The organism is Pseudomonas sp. HS6, from assembly GCF_023375815.1.
Lineage (GTDB): Bacteria > Pseudomonadota > Gammaproteobacteria > Pseudomonadales > Pseudomonadaceae > Aquipseudomonas.
In genome coordinates this window covers 2,059,339-2,077,644 of the sequence record NZ_CP067412.1, presented here as the reverse complement: position 1 = coordinate 2,077,644, position 18,306 = coordinate 2,059,339, and the positions used below count along the sequence as shown (strand labels likewise).

The window sequence follows — 18,306 nt, the reverse complement described above, 5'->3', positions numbered from 1 at the left end:
TTTTTGGAACCAGCCCCCATCTTGGTTTCAAGCTTAATTCCATCTGATTACGGCCATATGGCCGCCGTAGAGGCGAAATCATGAAGACCACCATCGAATTGCCTCTCCTGCCATTGCGTGATGTCGTTGTGTATCCGCACATGGTTATCCCGCTGTTCGTGGGGCGCGAGAAATCCATCGAAGCCCTCGAGGCCGCGATGACGGGCGACAAGCAGATCCTGCTGCTGGCCCAGAGAAACCCGGCTGACGACGATCCCGGAGAAGACGCTCTGTATCGTGTGGGCACCATTGCCACTGTTCTGCAATTGCTCAAGCTGCCTGACGGCACCGTCAAGGTTCTGGTCGAGGGCGAGCAGCGTGGTGCTGTCGAGCGTTTCAGCGAAGTCGACGGCCATTGCCGCGCCGAAGTGTCGCTGATCGATGAAGTCGACGCCGCCGAGCGCGAGTCCGAAGTCTTCGTGCGCACGCTGTTGTCGCAGTTCGAACAATATGTTCAGTTGGGCAAGAAAGTCCCGGCTGAAGTCCTGTCGTCGCTCAACAGCATCGATGAGCCGGGCCGTCTGGTAGACACCATGGCCGCGCACATGGCGCTGAAAATCGAGCAGAAGCAGGAAATCCTCGAAATCATTGACCTGCCGGCCCGCGTCGAGCACGTACTGGCTTTGCTGGACGCTGAAATCGATCTGCTGCAAGTCGAAAAGCGCATCCGCGGTCGCGTCAAGAAGCAAATGGAGCGCAGTCAGCGCGAGTACTACCTGAATGAGCAGATGAAGGCCATTCAGAAAGAGCTCGGCGACAGCGACGAAGGCCACAACGAAATCGAAGACCTGAAAAAGCGTATCGATGCCGCCGGCCTGCCGAAAGATGCGCTGGCCAAGGCCACTGCCGAGCTGAACAAGCTCAAGCAGATGTCGCCGATGTCGGCCGAAGCCACTGTCGTGCGTTCCTACATCGACTGGCTGGTGCAGGTGCCGTGGAAGGCTCAGAGCAAAGTGCGTCTGGATCTGGCCCGTGCCGAAGATATTCTCGATGCCGATCACTACGGCCTCGAAGAGGTCAAGGAACGCATCCTTGAATACCTCGCCGTGCAGAAGCGCGTGAAGAAGATTCGCGGCCCGGTGTTGTGCCTGGTCGGTCCTCCGGGCGTGGGTAAAACCTCGCTGGCGGAGTCGATTGCCCATGCCACCAACCGTAAATTCGTGCGCATGGCCCTCGGTGGCGTGCGTGACGAAGCGGAAATCCGTGGTCACCGCCGGACTTACATCGGTTCGATGCCAGGAAGATTGATTCAAAAGATGACAAAGGTGGGTGTCCGCAACCCGCTGTTCCTGCTCGATGAAATCGACAAAATGGGCAGCGATATGCGTGGCGATCCGGCGTCGGCGTTGCTGGAAGTGCTCGATCCGGAGCAGAACCACAACTTCAACGATCACTATCTGGAAGTCGATTACGACCTGTCGGATGTGATGTTCCTGTGCACCTCGAACTCGATGAACATTCCTCCGGCGCTGCTGGACCGGATGGAAGTGATCCGTCTGCCGGGCTACACCGAAGACGAAAAGATCAACATCGCCGTCAAGTACCTGTCGCCAAAGCAGATTGCCGCCAACGGCCTGAAGAAAGGCGAACTGGAATTCGACGAAGAAGCGATCCGCGACATCATCCGTTACTACACCCGTGAAGCCGGTGTGCGTGGCCTCGAGCGGCAGATTGCCAAGGTCTGCCGCAAGGCAGTGAAAGAGCATGCACTGGAAAAACGCTTCTCGGTGAAAGTGACAGCTGATCTGCTGGAACACTTCCTCGGTGTCCGCAAATTCCGCTACGGTCTGGCCGAGCAACAGGATCAGATCGGTCAGGTGACCGGCCTGGCCTGGACTCAGGTCGGCGGTGAATTGCTCACCATCGAAGCGGCTGTAGTGCCGGGTAAAGGGCAACTGATCAAGACCGGTTCGCTGGGTGACGTAATGGTCGAATCGATCACTGCGGCCCTGACCGTGGTGCGCAGCCGTGCCAAGAGCCTGGGCATTCCCCTGGACTTCCACGAGAAGCGCGACACCCACATCCACATGCCGGAAGGTGCTACGCCGAAAGACGGCCCGAGCGCCGGTGTAGGCATGTGTACTGCGCTGGTGTCCGCTTTGACGGGGATTCCTGTGCGTGCCGATGTCGCCATGACCGGCGAGATCACCCTGCGTGGTCAAGTCCTCGCCATTGGCGGTCTGAAGGAAAAACTGCTGGCCGCTCACCGTGGCGGAATCAAGACAGTGATTATTCCGGAAGAGAACGTGCGCGATCTGAAGGAGATTCCTGACAATATCAAGCAGGATCTGCAGATCAAACCGGTTAAATGGATTGACGAGGTCCTGCAAATTGCGCTGCAATACGCGCCGGAGCCCTTGCCGGATGTGGCTCCGGAGATAGTTGCCAAGGACGAAAAACGTGAGTCTGACTCTAAGGAAAGAATTAGCACGCATTAATACGCTTTTGCCTGGGGGGCTTCCTTGACAGCTTTTTAGAGCCCTTGTTATAAAGCGGCTCTTAAGTGTCTGTAGGCCATTCAGCACTCGTTTTTGCTTTCACCAAAAAACTTAGAATCATACTCAAATAGATATAAGGGGACTTAGAGTGAACAAGTCGGAACTGATTGATGCTATCGCTGCATCCGCTGATATCCCGAAAGCTGCTGCTGGCCGTGCGCTGGACGCTGTAATCGAATCCGTCACTGGCGCTCTCAAGGCTGGCGACTCCGTTGTTCTGGTTGGTTTCGGTACTTTCTCCGTAACTGATCGTCCAGCTCGCGTTGGTCGTAACCCACAGACCGGCAAGACTCTGGAAATCGCTGCTGCCAAAAAGCCAGGTTTCAAAGCCGGTAAAGCCCTGAAAGAAGCCGTCAACTAAGTTTGATTCAGGTTTTTACCCATCCGGGTCGGGGTCATGCCTGACTTGGCAGCGGAGCGGTAGAGCAGGCGGTTTGGAATAATTGCCTGCTACGCCGGGATCGAGGGTTCGAGCCCTGTCCGCTCCGCCAGTTACGAGAAGGCGCATCCTCGGATGCGCCTTTCTTCTATCCGGATTCTACCCACGCTCCACGGTTGCCTAATTTTTGAAGTTCAACCGTTTCTGGGGGACGCATGCTGCAGAATATCAGGGACAATTCACAAGGCTGGATTGCCAAGACCATTATCGGAGTCATCGTTGCACTGATGGCTCTGACCGGTTTCGACGCCATTTTCAAGGCCACGACTCACACCAACGAGGCGGCCAAGGTCAACGGTGAAGAAATCAGCCAGAACGAGCTGAGCCAGGCCGTTGATATGCAACGCCGTCAGCTGATGCAACAGCTGGGCAAGGACTTCGATGCTTCGTTGCTCGATGAAAAAATGCTCCGTGATTCGGCCCTCAAGGGTCTGATCGATCGCAAGCTGCTGCTGCAAGGCGCAGAAAAGTCGAAGTTCGCTTTCTCCGAAGCGGCGCTGGATCAAGTGATCCTGCAAACGCCTGAATTCCAGGTTGATGGCAAGTTCAGTTCCGACCGTTTCGACCAGGTGATCCGTCAACTGGGCTACAGCCGTATGCAATTCCGCCAGATGCTGGCTCAGGAAATGTTGATCGGCCAACTGCGCGCCGGTGTGGCGGGCAGCGGTTTCGTGACTGACGCTCAAGTGCTGGCTTTCGCCCGTCTGGAAAAACAGACCCGTGATTTCGCCTCGCTGAGCATCAAGGCTGACCCGGCCGCCGTGAAGCTGACCGACGATGAGGTCAAGGCTTATTACGACGAACACGCCAAGGAATTCATGACCCCGGATCAAGTGGTCATCGATTACCTCGAGCTGAAGAAGGCTTCCTTCTTCGACCAGGTTGCCGTAAAGGATGAAGACCTGCAGGCGGCGTATCAGAAAGAGATCGCCAACCTGTCGGAACAGCGTCGTGCGGCGCATATCCTGATCGAAGTCAACGACAAGACTACCGAGGCTCAGGCCAAGGCGAAGATCGAAGACGTTCAGGCCCGTCTGGCCAAGGGCGAGAAGTTCGAAGCGCTGGCCAAGGAGTTCTCGCAGGATCCGGGTTCGGCCAACAATGGCGGCGACCTGGGTTATGCCGGTCCTGGCGTTTACGATCCAGCCTTCGAGAAAGCCCTGTATTCCTTGAGCAAGGATCAAGTGTCCGAGCCGGTTCGCACCGACTTCGGTTTCCACCTGATCAAGCTGCTGGGCGTCGAAGCGCCGGAAGTGCCGACCTTCGCCAGCCTGAAAGACAAGCTGACCCGTGAGCTGAAAACCCAGCAGGTCGAGCAGCGTTTCGTCGAGGCGACCAAGCAACTGGAAGACTCTTCGTTCGAATCGTCTGACCTGGCTCAGCCGGCGCAGGATCTGAAACTGACCGTGCACACCTCCAAGCCGTTTGGCCGTGAAGGTGGCGAAGGTGTTGCAGCCAACCGCGCCGTGGTGACTGCCGCGTTCAGTACCGAAGTGCTGGAAGAGGGTGCCAACAGCACCGCCATCGAGCTGGATCCGGAAACCGTGATCGTGCTGCGTGCCAAGGAGCACCTCAAGCCTGCGCAACTGCCGCTGGAAGCCGTGGCGACTGCCATCCGCACCCAGTTGGCCAAAGAGCACGCCAGCGCGGCTGCCAAAACCAAGGCCGAGCAACTGATCGCTAGCCTGCGTGATGGCAAGACGCCGCTGGACAAGGCCATCGACGGTCAGAGCTGGAAAGCCACCCAGGCGGCCACCCGCGCCCAGGAAGGTGTTGATCCAGCCGTGCTGCAAGCCCTGTTCCGCATGCCGAAACCGGCAGGCAAGGACAAGCCGACGTTCAGCAGTGTGACACTGCCTGACGGCAGCCTGACCATCGTGCGCCTGAACGCTGTGAACGAAGCCGCCGCGCCGACCGATGAAGAGAAAGCGCAATACCGTCGCTTCCTCGCCTCGCGTGAAGGCCAGCAAGACTTCGCGGCGTACCGCAAGCAACTGGAAAGCGAAGCGGACATCAAGCGTTTCTGATGCCTGACTGAGCGACAAAAAATGAGCCCCGGATGAACATTCGGGGCTTTTTTTTGCCTATCAATCACTGGGTGACAGGATTTTCATGGACCAATGGCCGGTTTGCCTTTTTCCCTGCACCCATGACCGGTAGAGTTGTAACTGTTTTAAGACAGTAATCCGTACGCCGCGGGGCAGCGATATGTTGCACAATACGCCCCGGACCGTTTTCCCCCTCAGGATGTTTAATGTTGAATTCTATTCCCGTGCGTTTCATCGGATTGGCGTTGTTGCTGACCGCCGCTGCCGGCTGCTCCAAGGACAAGCCTATCTACGAGCATGAGAACTTCGACGACTCCGGCACCTTTTCGCGCAATTACCCGGTCACCGACACCGCCAGTTGCGAAGCGGCTCGCCGGGCGTTGCTCAGCCAAGGCTACATCATCACTAGCAGCGACCCGAAACTGGTCAGCGGACACAAGAGTTTCCAGCAGACTGGTGAAACACACCTGGAGATCAGCTTCAACGTCGTGTGTGCCGATGATGGCAGCGCTGGCCACCACGCCACGGTATTCGCCAACGCCTTGCAGGACCGCTACGCGCTGAAGAAGACCAACAACTCGGCCAGCCTTGGGGTTGGCGTGTTGGGCTCGGTGTCGATGCCGATCGGCTCCTCTGACGACTCGATGGTCAAGGTGGCCAGCGAAACCGTGTCCTCGCAGAAATTCTACGAGCGCTTCTTCACCCTGGTGGAGCTGTTCCTGCCGGCGGATGCGAAGAAGGCTGCGCACATCACCGAGAAGCCGAAAGCCGATCTGGGCGTGCCGGAACCCAAGGCTGCACCGGCCGCACTGGCTCCGACGCCTGCGGCCGAGACGACTCCGGCTCCAGCCCCGACCGCCGCACCTGCCGCTACCCCAGCTCCCGCCGAGCCAGCCCCTGCTGAGCAGGCCCCGGTCAGTTCAGAGCCGGTCGTTCCGCCAGCCGAGGCGGCGCCGATCACCCCGGCACCGGGTTCGGAGCTGGTTCCAGCAGCAGCGCCGGCAACGGAGGTCATTACACCACCGGTCAATCCGACGGATCTGCCGCCGCCATCCGAGCCGATTCCGGCAATGCCAACCGGGCATTGATAAGCTGTGGGAGCGACGCAACGTCGCTCCCACTTCGATTCCTGTGTGATCTGAAATGTCGGTTCACACATTCTGAAAATATCCCCGCGATAAATCCCTGACCGCCTGCTACGTTTATTTCATGAAGGCCGCGTTTCATTTTTCCTTCATACGGGCACTTTATGCTCGAGGCACTGGTCATTTGCTCCAGGCCATTTCAGCAAATAGGTAGGGGGATTGCACGATGGATGACTATCAAGAAGAACTGCTCGAATTCCAGGCCTACGAACTGGACTCACCGGAGCCTGCGGAAGACGCCACCGAGCTCTGACGCTTTAGCCGGTCTTGCGGTGACTGCGGCGGAATTCGCCCGGTGTCTGGCCGTTCCAGCGCTTGAAGGCGCGCTGGAAAGCTTCGGCCGAGGCAAAGCCCAGCAAGTAGGCGATTTCACCGAACGCCAGTTCAGTGTCGCGGATGTAGGTCATTGCCAGATCACGGCGAGTGTCGTTGAGGATCGCGCGAAACTGCGTGCCTTCTTCGGCCAGTTTTCGCCGTAACGTCCAGGTCGGCAGCTTCAGGCGTGCCGCCACTTCTTCCAGGTCGGGTTCGCGACCACCATTGAGCAATGGCCCGAGCAATTGGGTGATGCGTTCACGCAGGCTGCGGGTTCGCGTCAATTGCTCCAGTTCCCGTTCACACAGTTGCAGCAGATGCTTCCAGGTACTGGGGCAGTGCTCTGGGTTGCGTGCGGAGAGGCTGGAGAGGCTCAGGCGCAGTTGATTGTGTTCGGCCCCAAACTGGATCGGGCAGTCGCCCAGAATGGCATAGGCGTCGCGATAATCCGGGGTGTCGAATTCGATTTCGATCCGTTCGGCACGCAGGGGCTCGGGGCTGACGCTGGACAATTGATGCAGCCAGCCGGCGATGATCGAGTCCACCACAAAGCGGTTGTAGGCGTTGTATGGGCTGATCGAGTAGAAGCGCAGCCACGCGCCGCTGGCATCTTCGTGAAAACTCGACTGGCCACGATAATTGGAGCCATACAACGGTTCGAAGCGCGTCAGGCAGCGGGCGGCTTCGCGCACGGTCGGGGCCTGCGCTGCCGTGACGCCCGCCAGTCCCGCCTGACTCAAACGACTGAGCTGACCCATGCGCAAGCCAAGGGCCGGATCGCCGGTCAATTGGATCGCGCCATGACCCAGGCGCATATAGCGCGGGATCGACAGGCGTGCCCCGGCCTCGGCCAATCGTGCCGCGTCGAGGCCGTATTGCTCGAGCAGCGGCAGCGGATCGGCGTCATGGCTGCGCACGGCATCGGCCAGGCTATGAACGAAGCCTACTGACAGATCCCCGAGGCGCATCGGCAGCGGCTTCATGGTTTACAACCAGAGGTTCAGCAAGCGCGCGCCACGGGCTTCACCGTCGGCGAACTGCTGGCCGTTGCTGCTGAGGAAGCTCTGCCCGGAGCTCGGCTTGTCCCAGAACTGCCCGCGCAGGAACACGCTCATACCGGCAATCGCCCGGCTGCCCGGCGGTTGTGCCGTCAGGGTCAAGCGGTGCCAGGCCTGGCCTTCACTGACCTCTCCCGGTTTGAGGCTGACCGAGTCTGGCACGTTCAAACCTCTGTAGCCCTGCCAAGGCAGATCCCACACCCCATGACCGATGACGAACGCGGGCACCGCGATCAGTTGCGCGCCTTGCTCATCGAGCCTGCGATAGTTGTCCGGATACCAGCTGTCGTTACCGATCAGCACGCCGAGACGTCCGGCCGGGGTATCGATCACATTGATCCGAGAGATATCGCTGGATGGCGTCGTGTCATCCTGATCGAAGATCGGGCGCATCTGCCGCTGTGGCTGACCGAGCGGGGCGCCGTCGCGACCGAACACCACGCTGGTGTTGTACAGCGCGCCACTGCCGGCCTTGAGTCTGCCGTCGATGATGTTCGGTTCCGGCAACACGATCGAGCCGGCGACCAGGGTGATATGGAATTCCTTGGCCAGACCGCCGAACAGCAGCTGATAGTCCTTGGCCATGTCTCTGGATTTCATCCGCAAGTGGGCGTCATCCAGACGGCTGCTGCCCTTGGCGGTGAGCCAGGCGCGGGCGAACTGCAACGGGTTGCTGGCGGCCAGCCAGTTCATTGCTTCGGCGAGGGTGGGGGCCTGGTACAACTCGTCTTTCTCGCCACTGATCATCAGCCAGGTGCCGACATGCTCGGGCAGCACCACGATGGTTTTTTCATTGAGCAAACCCTGGTCCTGTGCCTGCTGCAAATAAGCGGCGAGTTTGCGGTGCAGGCGTTCGGAGCTTTGATAGTCGGTCGGGAACAGTTCCGGCTGAATCCCCAGCAGGTTGCCACGATCGGCGCGAGTGCCCTGATCGACCGCCAGTTTGATCCGCAGGTCCGACAGGTAATGACCGGCCGGGCGGTCAGCCGCCCACATGGCGTAGAAGGTGAGCGCGGCGACGAGCGCCATGGAAAAGGTCAGGTACAGAAGTTTGCGCATGAAATCCAACAACAGCCGGGTACAGGGTGTGCGCCTAGGGTAGGGCCCATGCCTGCGCTTGCCAAGGGGCGCTGCGCATTTGGATCAATAACTTGTCAGTTACGGTCATTGAGTGACAGCGATGCGACTCTTAGTCTGTCGAACATGACTGACGGGGGACGCAGAGCTCCCGCATTTTCCGTGATTGCTCGCTGTGGAGTTACCGATGACCGCCACTTACCCGCACCTGCTGGCCCCGCTGGACCTGGGATTCACCACGCTGCGCAACCGCACCCTGATGGGTTCGATGCACACCGGTCTTGAAGAGAAGCCAGGTGGCTTCGAGCGGATGGCGGCGTACTTCGCCGAACGCGCCCGTGGCGGCGTTGGCCTGATGGTGACCGGCGGTATCGGTCCGAACGACGAGGGCGGCGTGTACTCCGGCGCGGCCAAGCTGACCACCGAAGAAGAAGCGCTCAAGCACCGCATCGTTACCCGCGCCGTGCATGATGCGGGCGGCAAGATCTGCATGCAGATTCTTCACGCCGGGCGTTATGCCTACAGCCCGAAACAGGTCGCCCCGAGCGCCATTCAAGCGCCGATCAACCCGTTCAAGCCCAAAGAGCTGGACGAGGAAGGCATCGAGAAACAGATCAGCGATTTCGTCACCTGCTCGGTACTGGCCCAGATCGCCGAGTACGACGGCGTGGAAATCATGGGTTCCGAAGGTTACTTCATCAACCAGTTCCTCGCGGCCCACACCAACCACCGCACCGACCGTTGGGGCGGCAGCTACGAAAACCGCATGCGCCTGCCGGTGGAAATCGTTCGCCGGGTGCGTGAAGCGGTCGGCCCGAACTTCATCATCATCTTCCGTCTGTCGATGCTCGATCTGGTGGAAGGCGGCAGCACCTGGGGAGAAATCGTCACCCTGGCCAAAGCCATCGAGCAGGCCGGTGCGACCATCATCAACACCGGCATCGGCTGGCACGAAGCGCGGATTCCGACCATCGCCACCAAAGTGCCGCGTGCGGCATTCAGCAAGGTCACGGCCAAGCTGCGTGGTTCGGTGAACATCCCGCTGATTACCACCAACCGTATCAACACCCCGGAAGTTGCCGAGCAGATTCTCGCCGAAGGCGATGCGGACATGGTTTCGATGGCGCGGCCGTTCCTCGCCGACCCGGACTTCGTCAACAAGGCCGCTGAAGGCCGCGCCGACGAAATCAACACCTGCATCGGTTGCAACCAGGCCTGTCTCGATCACACCTTCGGCGGCAAGCTCACCAGTTGCCTGGTCAACCCGCGTGCCTGCCACGAGACCGAACTCAACTACCTGCCGGTCAAGCAGATCAAGAAGATCGCCGTGGTCGGTGCCGGTCCTGCCGGTCTGTCCGCCGCCACTGTGGCCGCCGAGCGCGGGCATCAGGTGACGCTGTTCGATTCGGCCAGTGAAATCGGCGGTCAGTTCAACGTTGCCAAGCGTGTGCCGGGCAAGGAAGAGTTCTACGAAACCCTGCGCTACTTCAAACGCAAACTGCAGACCACCAACGTCGAGGTGTGCCTGAATACCCGTGTCGATGTGGCAAAACTGGTGGAAGGTGGTTACGACGAAGTCATCCTGGCGACCGGTATTGCACCGCGTCTGCCGGCGATTCCGGGCGTCGAGAATGCCAAAGTGCTGAGCTATCTGGATGTGCTGCTCGAGCGCAAACCGGTCGGCAAGCGGGTAGCGGTGATTGGCGCCGGTGGTATCGGTTTTGACGTGTCGGAATTCCTCGTCCATGAAGGCGTGGCCACCAGTCAGGATCGCGCTGCATTCTGGAAAGAGTGGGGCATCGACACGAATCTGGAAGCCCGTGGTGGCGTGGCCGGGATCAAGGCTGCACCGCATGCACCGGCCCGTGACGTGTTCCTGCTGCAACGCAAGAAATCCAAGGTCGGCGACGGTCTGGGCAAGACCACCGGCTGGATTCACCGTACCGGTCTGAAGAACAAGCAGGTGCAGATGCTCAACAGCGTCGAATACCTGAAGATCGACGACGAAGGCCTGCACATCCGCATCGGCGAAACCGGCGAGCCGCAAGTGCTGCCGGTGGACAACATTGTTATCTGCGCCGGTCAGGATCCGTTGCGTGAGCTGCAAGAAGGTCTGGTGGCAGCCGGGCAGAACGTGCACCTGATCGGCGGCGCCGATGTGGCGGCCGAGCTGGATGCCAAGCGTGCGATCAATCAGGGCTCGCGTCTGGCCGCCGAGCTGTAACGCTGCAACCAGGTCCAGCGTGCCAGCGACCATCGCGAGCAAGCTCGCTCCCACAGGTTTTGCGTCGTTCACAGATGTTGTGAGCTGCACAAAGCCATGTGGGAGCGAGCTTGCTCGCGATGTCGTCTTTAGAGCAACTACAATGCTGGCTTTATTTAGATTGATAATTCGCCAATGCTTCTTCCCCCCGCTGACTGGCTACCTCAAGCCCCCCTCGAATCCCTTCATCTGGACTGGCTCACCGCCGCCGGCATTGATGTCGCCATCCTGCGTCTGGACCGGATCGACCCGCTGATCAGCGGCAACAAGTGGTTCAAGCTCGTCAAACACCTCAAGGCCGCCGACCGTGCGGGCGCCGAAGGCATCATCAGCCTGGGCGGCGCGCACTCCAATCATCTGCATGCACTGGCCGCTGCGGGTAAACGCCTGGGATTCACAACGGTCGGCCTGCTGCGCGGGCATCCGCAGGACACGCCGACGATCAGGGATCTGCAGGGCTTCGGCATGCAATTGCACTGGCTCGGCTATGGCGGTTATCGGGCGCGGCATGAGCCGGGGTTCTGGCAGCCGTGGCGGGCGCAATACCCGACGCTGCATCCGGTGCCCGAAGGTGGCGGCGGGTTGCCGGGCGCGCAGGGTTGCACGTCATTGCAGGAGCAGGTCAGTGAGCAACTGGGCAAGCTACGTTGGGACGACTATCACGGTTGGTGGCTGGCGTGCGGCACTGGCACCACGCTCGCGGGTTTGGTGCTGGCGGAAGCCGGTCAACGCCCGGTGTATGGCGCCATGGCCGTGCCCGACGATCACGGTGTCGCGGCCAACGTCGAGGCGATTGTCGGTGATATCGCAGGCTATGAGCTGATCGATGCCAGCCGTGGGGGCTTCGCCAAAGTCGATGCGCCGTTGCTTGAGTTCATCGCGCAGACCGAGCAGGCCAGCGACGTCCCCCTCGAACCGCTGTACACCGGCAAGGCTTTACTGGCACTCAAACAGCAAGTCGAGGCGGGCCGCTTTGCCCGTGGAACGCGCCTGATCTTCATCCACACCGGCGGCTTGCAGGGCCGGCGTGGATTCGACGGCTAAACCTGGTTGCGCTTGGGCATCATCCGCAGCAGTGTGTTATCGCCCACTACGTAGTGGTGATACAGCCCTGCCAGCGCGTGCAGGCCGATCAGCCAGTAGCCGATATTGCCAATCAACACGTGCCAGTGTTCAACCTGTTTGGCGAACGCTTTGTCCTCTTGCACCAGCAACGGCAGGTCGAAACCGTAGAACATCACTTGATGACCCTCGGCGCTGGTGATCAGCCAGCCGAGAATCGGCATGCTGATCATGAACAGGTACAACGCCCAGTGCATCAGCCGGGCCAGTGCGGTTTGCCATTGCGGTGAAGCCGGGAAGATTTTCGGCGCCGGGCCGATGCTGCGCGCGAGCAGGCGAAACCACACCAGCACGAACACGGTCAGGCCGAGCATGTAATGCACTTCACGGATCAGCGAGCGGCCGCCACTGCCCTTGGGAAAGATGCCTCGCAATTCCATGCTGGCATACACCAGCACCAACAACACCAGCATCAACCAGTGCAACAGGACTGACACGGTGCTGTAGCGTGATTCGGAACTTGTCCACGGCATACGGTGTTTCCTCACGGATCAGGGTCGAAACGTGCCGTTCTTGAGCGACGGCATGCTTTAACTGTAATCCGCTTTGGCCGATTTGCGCGTGTCTAAAAACTCTTTCATTGCGCGAAATCAGGGGTTTGCCCATAAAAAAAACGCCAGTGTCGCGCAGACACTGGCGTTTTTATTTGCCGCAGGCAGCGTTATCAGCTGCTTTGCGGCATTTCACCGTTGGCCAGACGCTTGTTGATGTCGGCGATCACTTCCGGCAGATCGGTGATGGTGTCGATCATGTAATGCGGCCGCGAACCTTCGAACAGCGCGTGAATGCGCTTGCGTTCGCTGGCCAGGGCGTCGCTGCCCAGTGCGCGATAGCCTTCGTAATCCAGACCCAGCGCGTTGCCGGAGCAGATCAGCGCCACGGTCCACATCCCCGCGCGACGACCTTCGAGAATCCCCGGCACGGTGTCGTCGATCTTCACGCAGGCGGCGACATCGTCGATGCCCAGCGCAATCACGTTGGCCAGGGCCTGGGCCGGCCATGGGCGGCCGTTCGGTACTTCATCGGTGGCGACCACGTGGTCGGCGACGTAGCCGTTGGTGGCGGCCAGCTCCACCACCTTGTCCATTACCTGCTTCGGATAACCGGAGCAGGAGCCGATCTTGATCCCTTGCTGACGCAGGTTGGCAATGGTCTCCAGTGCGCCGGGAATCAGCGCCGAGTGCTCGGCGATTTTCTCGATCTGTAGCGGCATGAAGCGGTTGTAGATCGCGGTCACGTCATCATCGGTCGGGGTGCGGCCGAACGCCTTGCGATAGCGCTCGGCTACCTGCGGCTGGTCGCACAGGGTACGGATGTGATCCCACTTGCCCATGCCCATCGGGCCGCGAGCTTCGTCGATGGAGACCTGGACATCGAATTCGGCGAAGGCTTCAACGAAGATCTGGGTCGGCGCGAAAGAACCGAAATCGACCACGGTACCGGCCCAGTCGAGGATGGCGGCTTGCAGTTTGCTTGGGTTGTTGTAGTTCATGGCAATCAAATTCCTGAGTGGGCAATGCAATTCAAATGGGGGAGCGGGCCGGATGAATCAGATGTCGAGCACTTCCATCTCGCGCAGCACTTCACCCACCGCCGCGACGGCTTCGCGCATCTGCGCCGGGGTGACGTGGCCGATGCAGCCGACGCGGAAGGTTTCGACTTGGGTCAGCTTGCCGGGGTAGAGGATGTAACCCTTGGCCTTGACCCGTTCGTAGAAGTCCTTGAACTGGTAGCGCGGATCTTCCGGTGCGTGGAAAGTCGCGATGATCGGCGCCTGGATCGCGGCGGGCAGGAAACTGCGCAAGCCGAGTTTGCCCATCTCTTCCATCAGCGCCTGGCAGTTGGCGGCGTAACGCGCATGCCGTGCCGGCAGGCCACCTTCTTCGTTGTACTGCAGCAGCGCTTCGTGCAGCGCCGCGACTACGTGGGTCGGCGGGGTGAAACGCCATTGGCCGGTCTTCTTCATGTAGCTGTGCTGGTCGAACAGGTCCATCGCCAGCGAGTGCGAGTTGCCGGCGGCAGCCGCCAGAGATTCCTTGCGGGCAAACACGAAGCCCATGCCCGGCACGCCTTCGAGGCATTTGCCGGAGGCGGCGATCAGCGCATCGAACGGGACTTGCTGTGCATCCACCGGCAGCGCGCCGAAGGAGCTCATGGCATCGATGATCAGGCGTTTGCCGTGCTGTTCGACGACCTGGGCGATCTCCGGCAGCGGATTGAGGATGCCGGTGCTGGTTTCGCAGTGGATCAGCGCGACGTGAGTAATGCCGCTGTCGGCGCGCAGCAGGCGGTCGACGTCGGCGGCAGTGGTCGGTTCGTCTTCAGCGGTTTCAAAGGTGCTGAACGAGCGGCCGAGCACTTCGCAGATTTTCGCCAGACGCTTGCCGTAAGCGCCGTTGATCAGCACCAGCACCTTGCCGTCGCGGGGGACGAGCGTGCCTATGGCGGCTTCGACGGCGAAGGTGCCGCTGCCCTGCAAAGGCACGCAATGGTGGCTGTCGGCACCGTTGAGGATGGCCAGCAGTTGTTCGCACAGGCTGGCGGTCAATTGGTTGAAGCGGTCATCCCATGAACCCCAGTCGACCATCATCGCCTGGCGGGTGCGGGCCGAGGTGGTCAACGGGCCGGGAGTGAGCAGGATGGGTGCGGCAGTACTCATTCGTGTGTCCTCGCGATAGCGCTGTGGGATGAAGCTACGGGGCATACGTTGCAATTCGGCGGATCATCAATCAAATTGTTTGTTGTTATGCCAGCCATCAGTGAGGGTTATTCATGAACCTGTTCCAGCTCCGCGCCTTCGACGCCGTGGCCCGGGAAGGCAGCTTCACCCGTGCCGCCGCACGCCTGTTCATCAGCCAGCCGGCGGTCACCGGGCACATCAAGGCGCTGGAGGAGCATTACCAGATCACCCTGTTGCGACGGACGGCGCGCCGGGTCGAGCTGACCGAAGAGGGCACGAAACTGGCGGCGATTACCCGGGCGATGTTCGGCATGGCCGAAGAGGCGCAAGCGCTGCTGGAAGCCAATCGGCAGTTACTCACCGGACGACTTGAGGTGGCGGCGGACGGTCCGCATATGGTCATGCCGATGCTCGCCAGCCTGCGGGCGCGCTATCCGGGAATCACCGTGAATTTGCGGTTGGGCAATGCCCAGGAAACCCTGGCGGCGCTGTTGTCCGAACATGCGGACGTGGCGGTGCTGACCGAGGTCGAGCCGCGCAAGGGCCTGCACCTGCAAGCGCTGAGCGAATCGCGGATCTGCGCACTGGTGCCGGCCGGGCATCCGTGGGCGACCCGCAGTGGCGAGGTCAGGCTCCAGGAGCTGGATCAGGTGATCATGGTGTTGCGCGAGCCGAGTTCGATTACCCGGCGCACCTTCGATCAGGCCTGTGTGCAGGCGTCGGTCAGTCCACGGGTGTTGCTGGAACTGGACAGTCGTGAGGCGGTAACGGAAGCGGTGGCGGCTGAACTGGGGGTTGGCGTGGTGTCATCGGTGGAAGTCAGCCATGACCCGCGAGTGGTGGCGATTCCCATCGCGGGAGAAGGGCTGGTGAATCGGCACATGATCGGCTGTGTCGAGCGGCGGCGGGAGTTGCGCTTGATTCAGGCGTTTTTTGGTTTGGCGCCAGTCTGATAAACCGCGGTGCCTCAATCGCTGGCAAGTCGAATCGTCGCACCGCAGCTCCCACAGAATTTGGAGTAGCCCCCAATTTTGTGTACGACACCATACTTGTGGGAGCTGGCTTGCCAGCGATGAGGCCATCACTGTTTACACAAGACTCTCGCGCACCATCTCGAGAAACGTCGCCACCACCCGCCGCGAACTCTGCTCTCGCAGGCACACCAGCGTTTCGGTCAAGCGCCGGGTGCAATCGGTGATCGGCAGTGCGCAGACCCTTGAGTCAGCACCAAACTCCGCCGCCGACACCACGCCCACGCCAATCCCCACGACCACCGCCTCTCGCGCGGCTTCCCGGCCTTCGACCTGAATCGCCGGGCGGATGCGGAAACCGGCGCGGGCCATTTCTTCCTCCAGGGTCTGGCGGGTCACCGAGCCGTGTTCGCGCAGCACCAGCGGCGTGTCGTCGAGATCTTCCAGGCAGATCGACTCGCGCTCGGCCCACGGATGATGGCGCGAGACGAACGCCACCATCGGATCGTTGCGCAGCGGCACGCACAACAAGCGCTCATCGCTGACATCACGCCCGAGCAACGCCAGATCAGCCTGATAGTTGAACAGGCGAAACAGCGATTCATCGGTGTTGCCGGTTTCGATCTTCACGCTGATCCCCGGGTAGCGCTCGCAGAACCGGGCGATCTGCGGCAGCACATGCACCGGCGCATCCACCGCCAGAATCAGGCTGCCGGTCTGCAAGGCCTGGGACTCCTGCAACAGCTCCTGGGCTTCGGCCTCGACCACGAACAGACGCTGGGTGATTGTCAGGAGGCGTTCGCCGAGATCCGTCAGGCGCACGGAGCGTTTGTTGCGATGGAACAGCAACACGCCGAAGCGTTCTTCCAGCTTGCGCACCTGGTCGGAAATTGCCGGTTGCGTCAGATAAAGCCGCTCGGCGGCTCTGGTGAAGCTTCCGTGTACGGCTACGGCGTGAAAGGCTTTGAGCTGTGCGTGTGAAACCGACATCGCTGATTCCTCAATTTCCGGCGGGGTTCAGTAACAAGCTGAGCTTATGTGTGAAATACGATAAATCGATTTTATTTATTAAACAGTAATTGCTTTGATCGGCTCACGCCAACGCTGACTGCCCGCTCGGGCAGCCACGCTGGCCATGAGCCTGTGCGTGCAACAGCAGGACTCATCTGACCGATATCACCGTAGGGACGGGGTGATATCGCAGTGCTCAACAATAAAAAACACAGGCGTTTACTCATCGATTCTGCCGGCACACTCACACCCTGAGGTCAGAACCACAATGAACAAGCACATCGGCACACTTGCGCGTTGGCGCATGCAGATTTTCGCTGTCACCTGGCTCGCTTACGCCGCGTTCTATTTCACCCGCAAAGCTTTTTCGGTGGCCAAACTGGGCATCGCCGAAGACCCCACCTTCATGCTCGACAAAATGGCCATGGCCAACCTCGACGCGATTTACCTGGCGGCCTACGCCATTGGCCAGTTCACCTGGGGCATGCTTGCCGACCGCTTCGGCCCACGGGTCGTGGTGCTTGGCGGCTTGCTGATTTCCGCCGCCGCGGCGCTGGTGATGGGCAGTTTTGCGACCTTGCCGATCTTCGCCACCTGCATGTTGATTCAGGGGCTGGCGCAGTCCACCGGATGGTCGGGGCTGTGCAAGAACCTCGGCAGTTTCTTCCCCGCCGAACAGCGCGGGCGCGTGCTCGGGTTATGGAGTTCCTGTTACGCCTTTGGCGGGTTGGTGGCGTCACCGTTCGCCGGTTGGTGGGCGTACACGCTGGTCGGCACCTGGCACGCGGCGTTCATTTCCAGTGCAGCGGTGGTCGCGGCGGTGGCGGTGTTGTTCTTCATCTTTCAGCGCAACAAACCGGAAGATGTCGGCCTGCCGGCGGTGGAACCTGAGCCGGTCATCAGCGCCGAAGAAGCCGAAGCCAACAGCAAGCTCAGCGTCTGGGAACCGCTCAAGGAAATCCTCCGTAACCGCACAGTGCTGGTACTCGGGCTGGCGTACTTTCTGCTGAAACCGGCGCGCTACGCGATTCTGTTGTGGGGGCCGGTGATCGTCTTTGAACAGATGCCCACTGTGGGCAAGGTCGGCGCGGCGATCATTCCGACCTCGTTTGAACTGGCAGGTCTTTTAGGCCCGATCATGATCGGCATGGCTTCGGACAAACTGTTCGGCGCCCGTCGCATGCCGGCCTGTGTCCTGAGCCTGCTGGCGCTGACCGTGACCCTGGCGCTGTTCATGGGCGCCTTGCACACCGGCAGCGTGATGCTGGTGGTGGCGCTGCTGTTCGTGATGGGCCTGACCTTGTACGGGCCGGACTCGATGATCAGCGGTGCGGCCGCCATCGATTTCGGCAAGGCCAAGGCTGGCGCCACCGCCGCCGGATTCGTCAACGGCTGCGGCTCGGTCGGCGCGGTGCTCGGTGGTTTGCTGCCGGGCTACTTCGACTCGGTGACGGTGTTCATCGTCTTCGCCGGTTGCGCGCTGTTCTCGGCGCTGGTGCTGATTCCGCACTGGAACAGCCGCCCGGTCGGCTTCATGGAACCGCGTGCCTATGTGCCCAACCGGGCCCTGACGATCAAACCTCTGCGTAACTAAAAGAAACCTGCCTCGCGGCCTGCTGCGGCATTCGCGGCAGGCTGTG

14 protein-coding genes are annotated in these 18,306 nt (G+C 60.5%); 8 read left to right on the top strand and 6 right to left on the bottom strand.

Going from position 1 to position 18,306, the window contains the following annotated elements; all coding sequences use genetic code 11:
* The first annotated feature begins 80 nt into the window (after positions 1-80).
* The 4 genes from lon to JJN09_RS09540 all read left to right on the top strand — a co-directional run bounded on the left by lon (position 81) and on the right by JJN09_RS09540 (position 6,112).
* On the top strand, positions 81-2,477 hold the full coding sequence (lon, locus tag JJN09_RS09555) for an endopeptidase La (RefSeq protein ID WP_249487053.1): 2,397 nt from the start codon (positions 81-83) through the stop codon (positions 2,475-2,477).
* 148 nt (positions 2,478-2,625) lie between these two features.
* Positions 2,626-2,898: an HU family DNA-binding protein gene (locus JJN09_RS09550; protein WP_096822334.1), complete on the top strand. Its 273-nt coding sequence runs from the start codon at positions 2,626-2,628 to the stop codon at positions 2,896-2,898.
* Positions 2,899-3,131: 233 nt separating this feature from the next.
* Complete coding sequence (locus JJN09_RS09545) at positions 3,132-5,003, top strand: SurA N-terminal domain-containing protein (RefSeq protein ID WP_249487051.1); 1,872 nt, start codon at positions 3,132-3,134, stop codon at positions 5,001-5,003.
* 227 nt (positions 5,004-5,230) lie between these two features.
* Complete coding sequence (locus tag JJN09_RS09540; RefSeq protein ID WP_249487049.1) at positions 5,231-6,112, top strand: DUF2242 domain-containing protein; 882 nt, start codon at positions 5,231-5,233, stop codon at positions 6,110-6,112.
* A 314-nt stretch (positions 6,113-6,426) separates the two neighbouring features.
* Here JJN09_RS09540 and JJN09_RS09535 read toward each other — a convergent pair whose 3' ends face one another.
* Both JJN09_RS09535 and JJN09_RS09530 read right to left on the bottom strand, forming a co-directional pair.
* The gene (locus JJN09_RS09535) at positions 6,427-7,467 is read right to left on the bottom strand and encodes an AraC family transcriptional regulator (RefSeq protein WP_249487047.1); all 1,041 of its coding nucleotides are present in this window, start codon (positions 7,465-7,467) and stop codon (positions 6,427-6,429) included.
* Between the two features lie 3 nt (positions 7,468-7,470).
* Positions 7,471-8,601: a carbon-nitrogen hydrolase family protein gene (locus JJN09_RS09530; protein ID WP_249487045.1), complete on the bottom strand. Its 1,131-nt coding sequence runs from the start codon at positions 8,599-8,601 to the stop codon at positions 7,471-7,473.
* A gap of 205 nt (positions 8,602-8,806) precedes the next feature.
* On the opposite strand from JJN09_RS09530, the gene JJN09_RS09525 reads away from it, so the two are divergent.
* A complete protein-coding gene (locus JJN09_RS09525) occupies positions 8,807-10,843 on the top strand; it encodes an NADPH-dependent 2,4-dienoyl-CoA reductase (protein ID WP_249487043.1) in 2,037 nt (678 codons plus the stop codon).
* A 174-nt stretch (positions 10,844-11,017) separates the two neighbouring features.
* Positions 11,018-11,926: a 1-aminocyclopropane-1-carboxylate deaminase/D-cysteine desulfhydrase gene (locus JJN09_RS09520; protein WP_249487041.1), complete on the top strand. Its 909-nt coding sequence runs from the start codon at positions 11,018-11,020 to the stop codon at positions 11,924-11,926.
* On the opposite strand, the gene JJN09_RS09515 is transcribed toward JJN09_RS09520, so the two are convergent.
* The 3 genes from JJN09_RS09515 to JJN09_RS09505 form a co-directional block, all read right to left on the bottom strand.
* Entirely contained in the window at positions 11,923-12,477 is a 555-nt protein-coding gene (locus JJN09_RS09515) for a cytochrome b (protein WP_249487039.1), read from the bottom strand. The two genes, JJN09_RS09520 and JJN09_RS09515, sit on opposite strands and share 4 nt — an antisense overlap.
* 191 nt (positions 12,478-12,668) lie before the next feature.
* The gene (gene phnX, locus JJN09_RS09510; RefSeq protein WP_249487037.1) at positions 12,669-13,496 is read right to left on the bottom strand and encodes a phosphonoacetaldehyde hydrolase; all 828 of its coding nucleotides are present in this window, start codon (positions 13,494-13,496) and stop codon (positions 12,669-12,671) included.
* A gap of 57 nt (positions 13,497-13,553) precedes the next feature.
* A complete protein-coding gene (locus tag JJN09_RS09505) occupies positions 13,554-14,663 on the bottom strand; it encodes a 2-aminoethylphosphonate--pyruvate transaminase (RefSeq protein WP_249487035.1) in 1,110 nt (369 codons plus the stop codon).
* A 113-nt stretch (positions 14,664-14,776) separates the two neighbouring features.
* On the opposite strand from JJN09_RS09505, the gene JJN09_RS09500 reads away from it, so the two are divergent.
* Positions 14,777-15,637, top strand: a complete 861-nt coding sequence (locus JJN09_RS09500; protein ID WP_249487034.1) for a LysR substrate-binding domain-containing protein — start codon at positions 14,777-14,779, stop codon at positions 15,635-15,637.
* A 135-nt stretch (positions 15,638-15,772) separates the two neighbouring features.
* Here JJN09_RS09500 and JJN09_RS09495 read toward each other — a convergent pair whose 3' ends face one another.
* Positions 15,773-16,645, bottom strand: a complete 873-nt coding sequence (locus JJN09_RS09495) for a LysR family transcriptional regulator (protein WP_249487032.1) — start codon at positions 16,643-16,645, stop codon at positions 15,773-15,775.
* Between the two features lie 289 nt (positions 16,646-16,934).
* Here JJN09_RS09495 and JJN09_RS09490 point away from each other — a divergent pair, with 289 nt between their 5' ends.
* Entirely contained in the window at positions 16,935-18,260 is a 1,326-nt protein-coding gene (locus JJN09_RS09490) for an MFS transporter (protein WP_249487030.1), read from the top strand.
* Positions 18,261-18,306 lie beyond the last annotated feature (46 nt).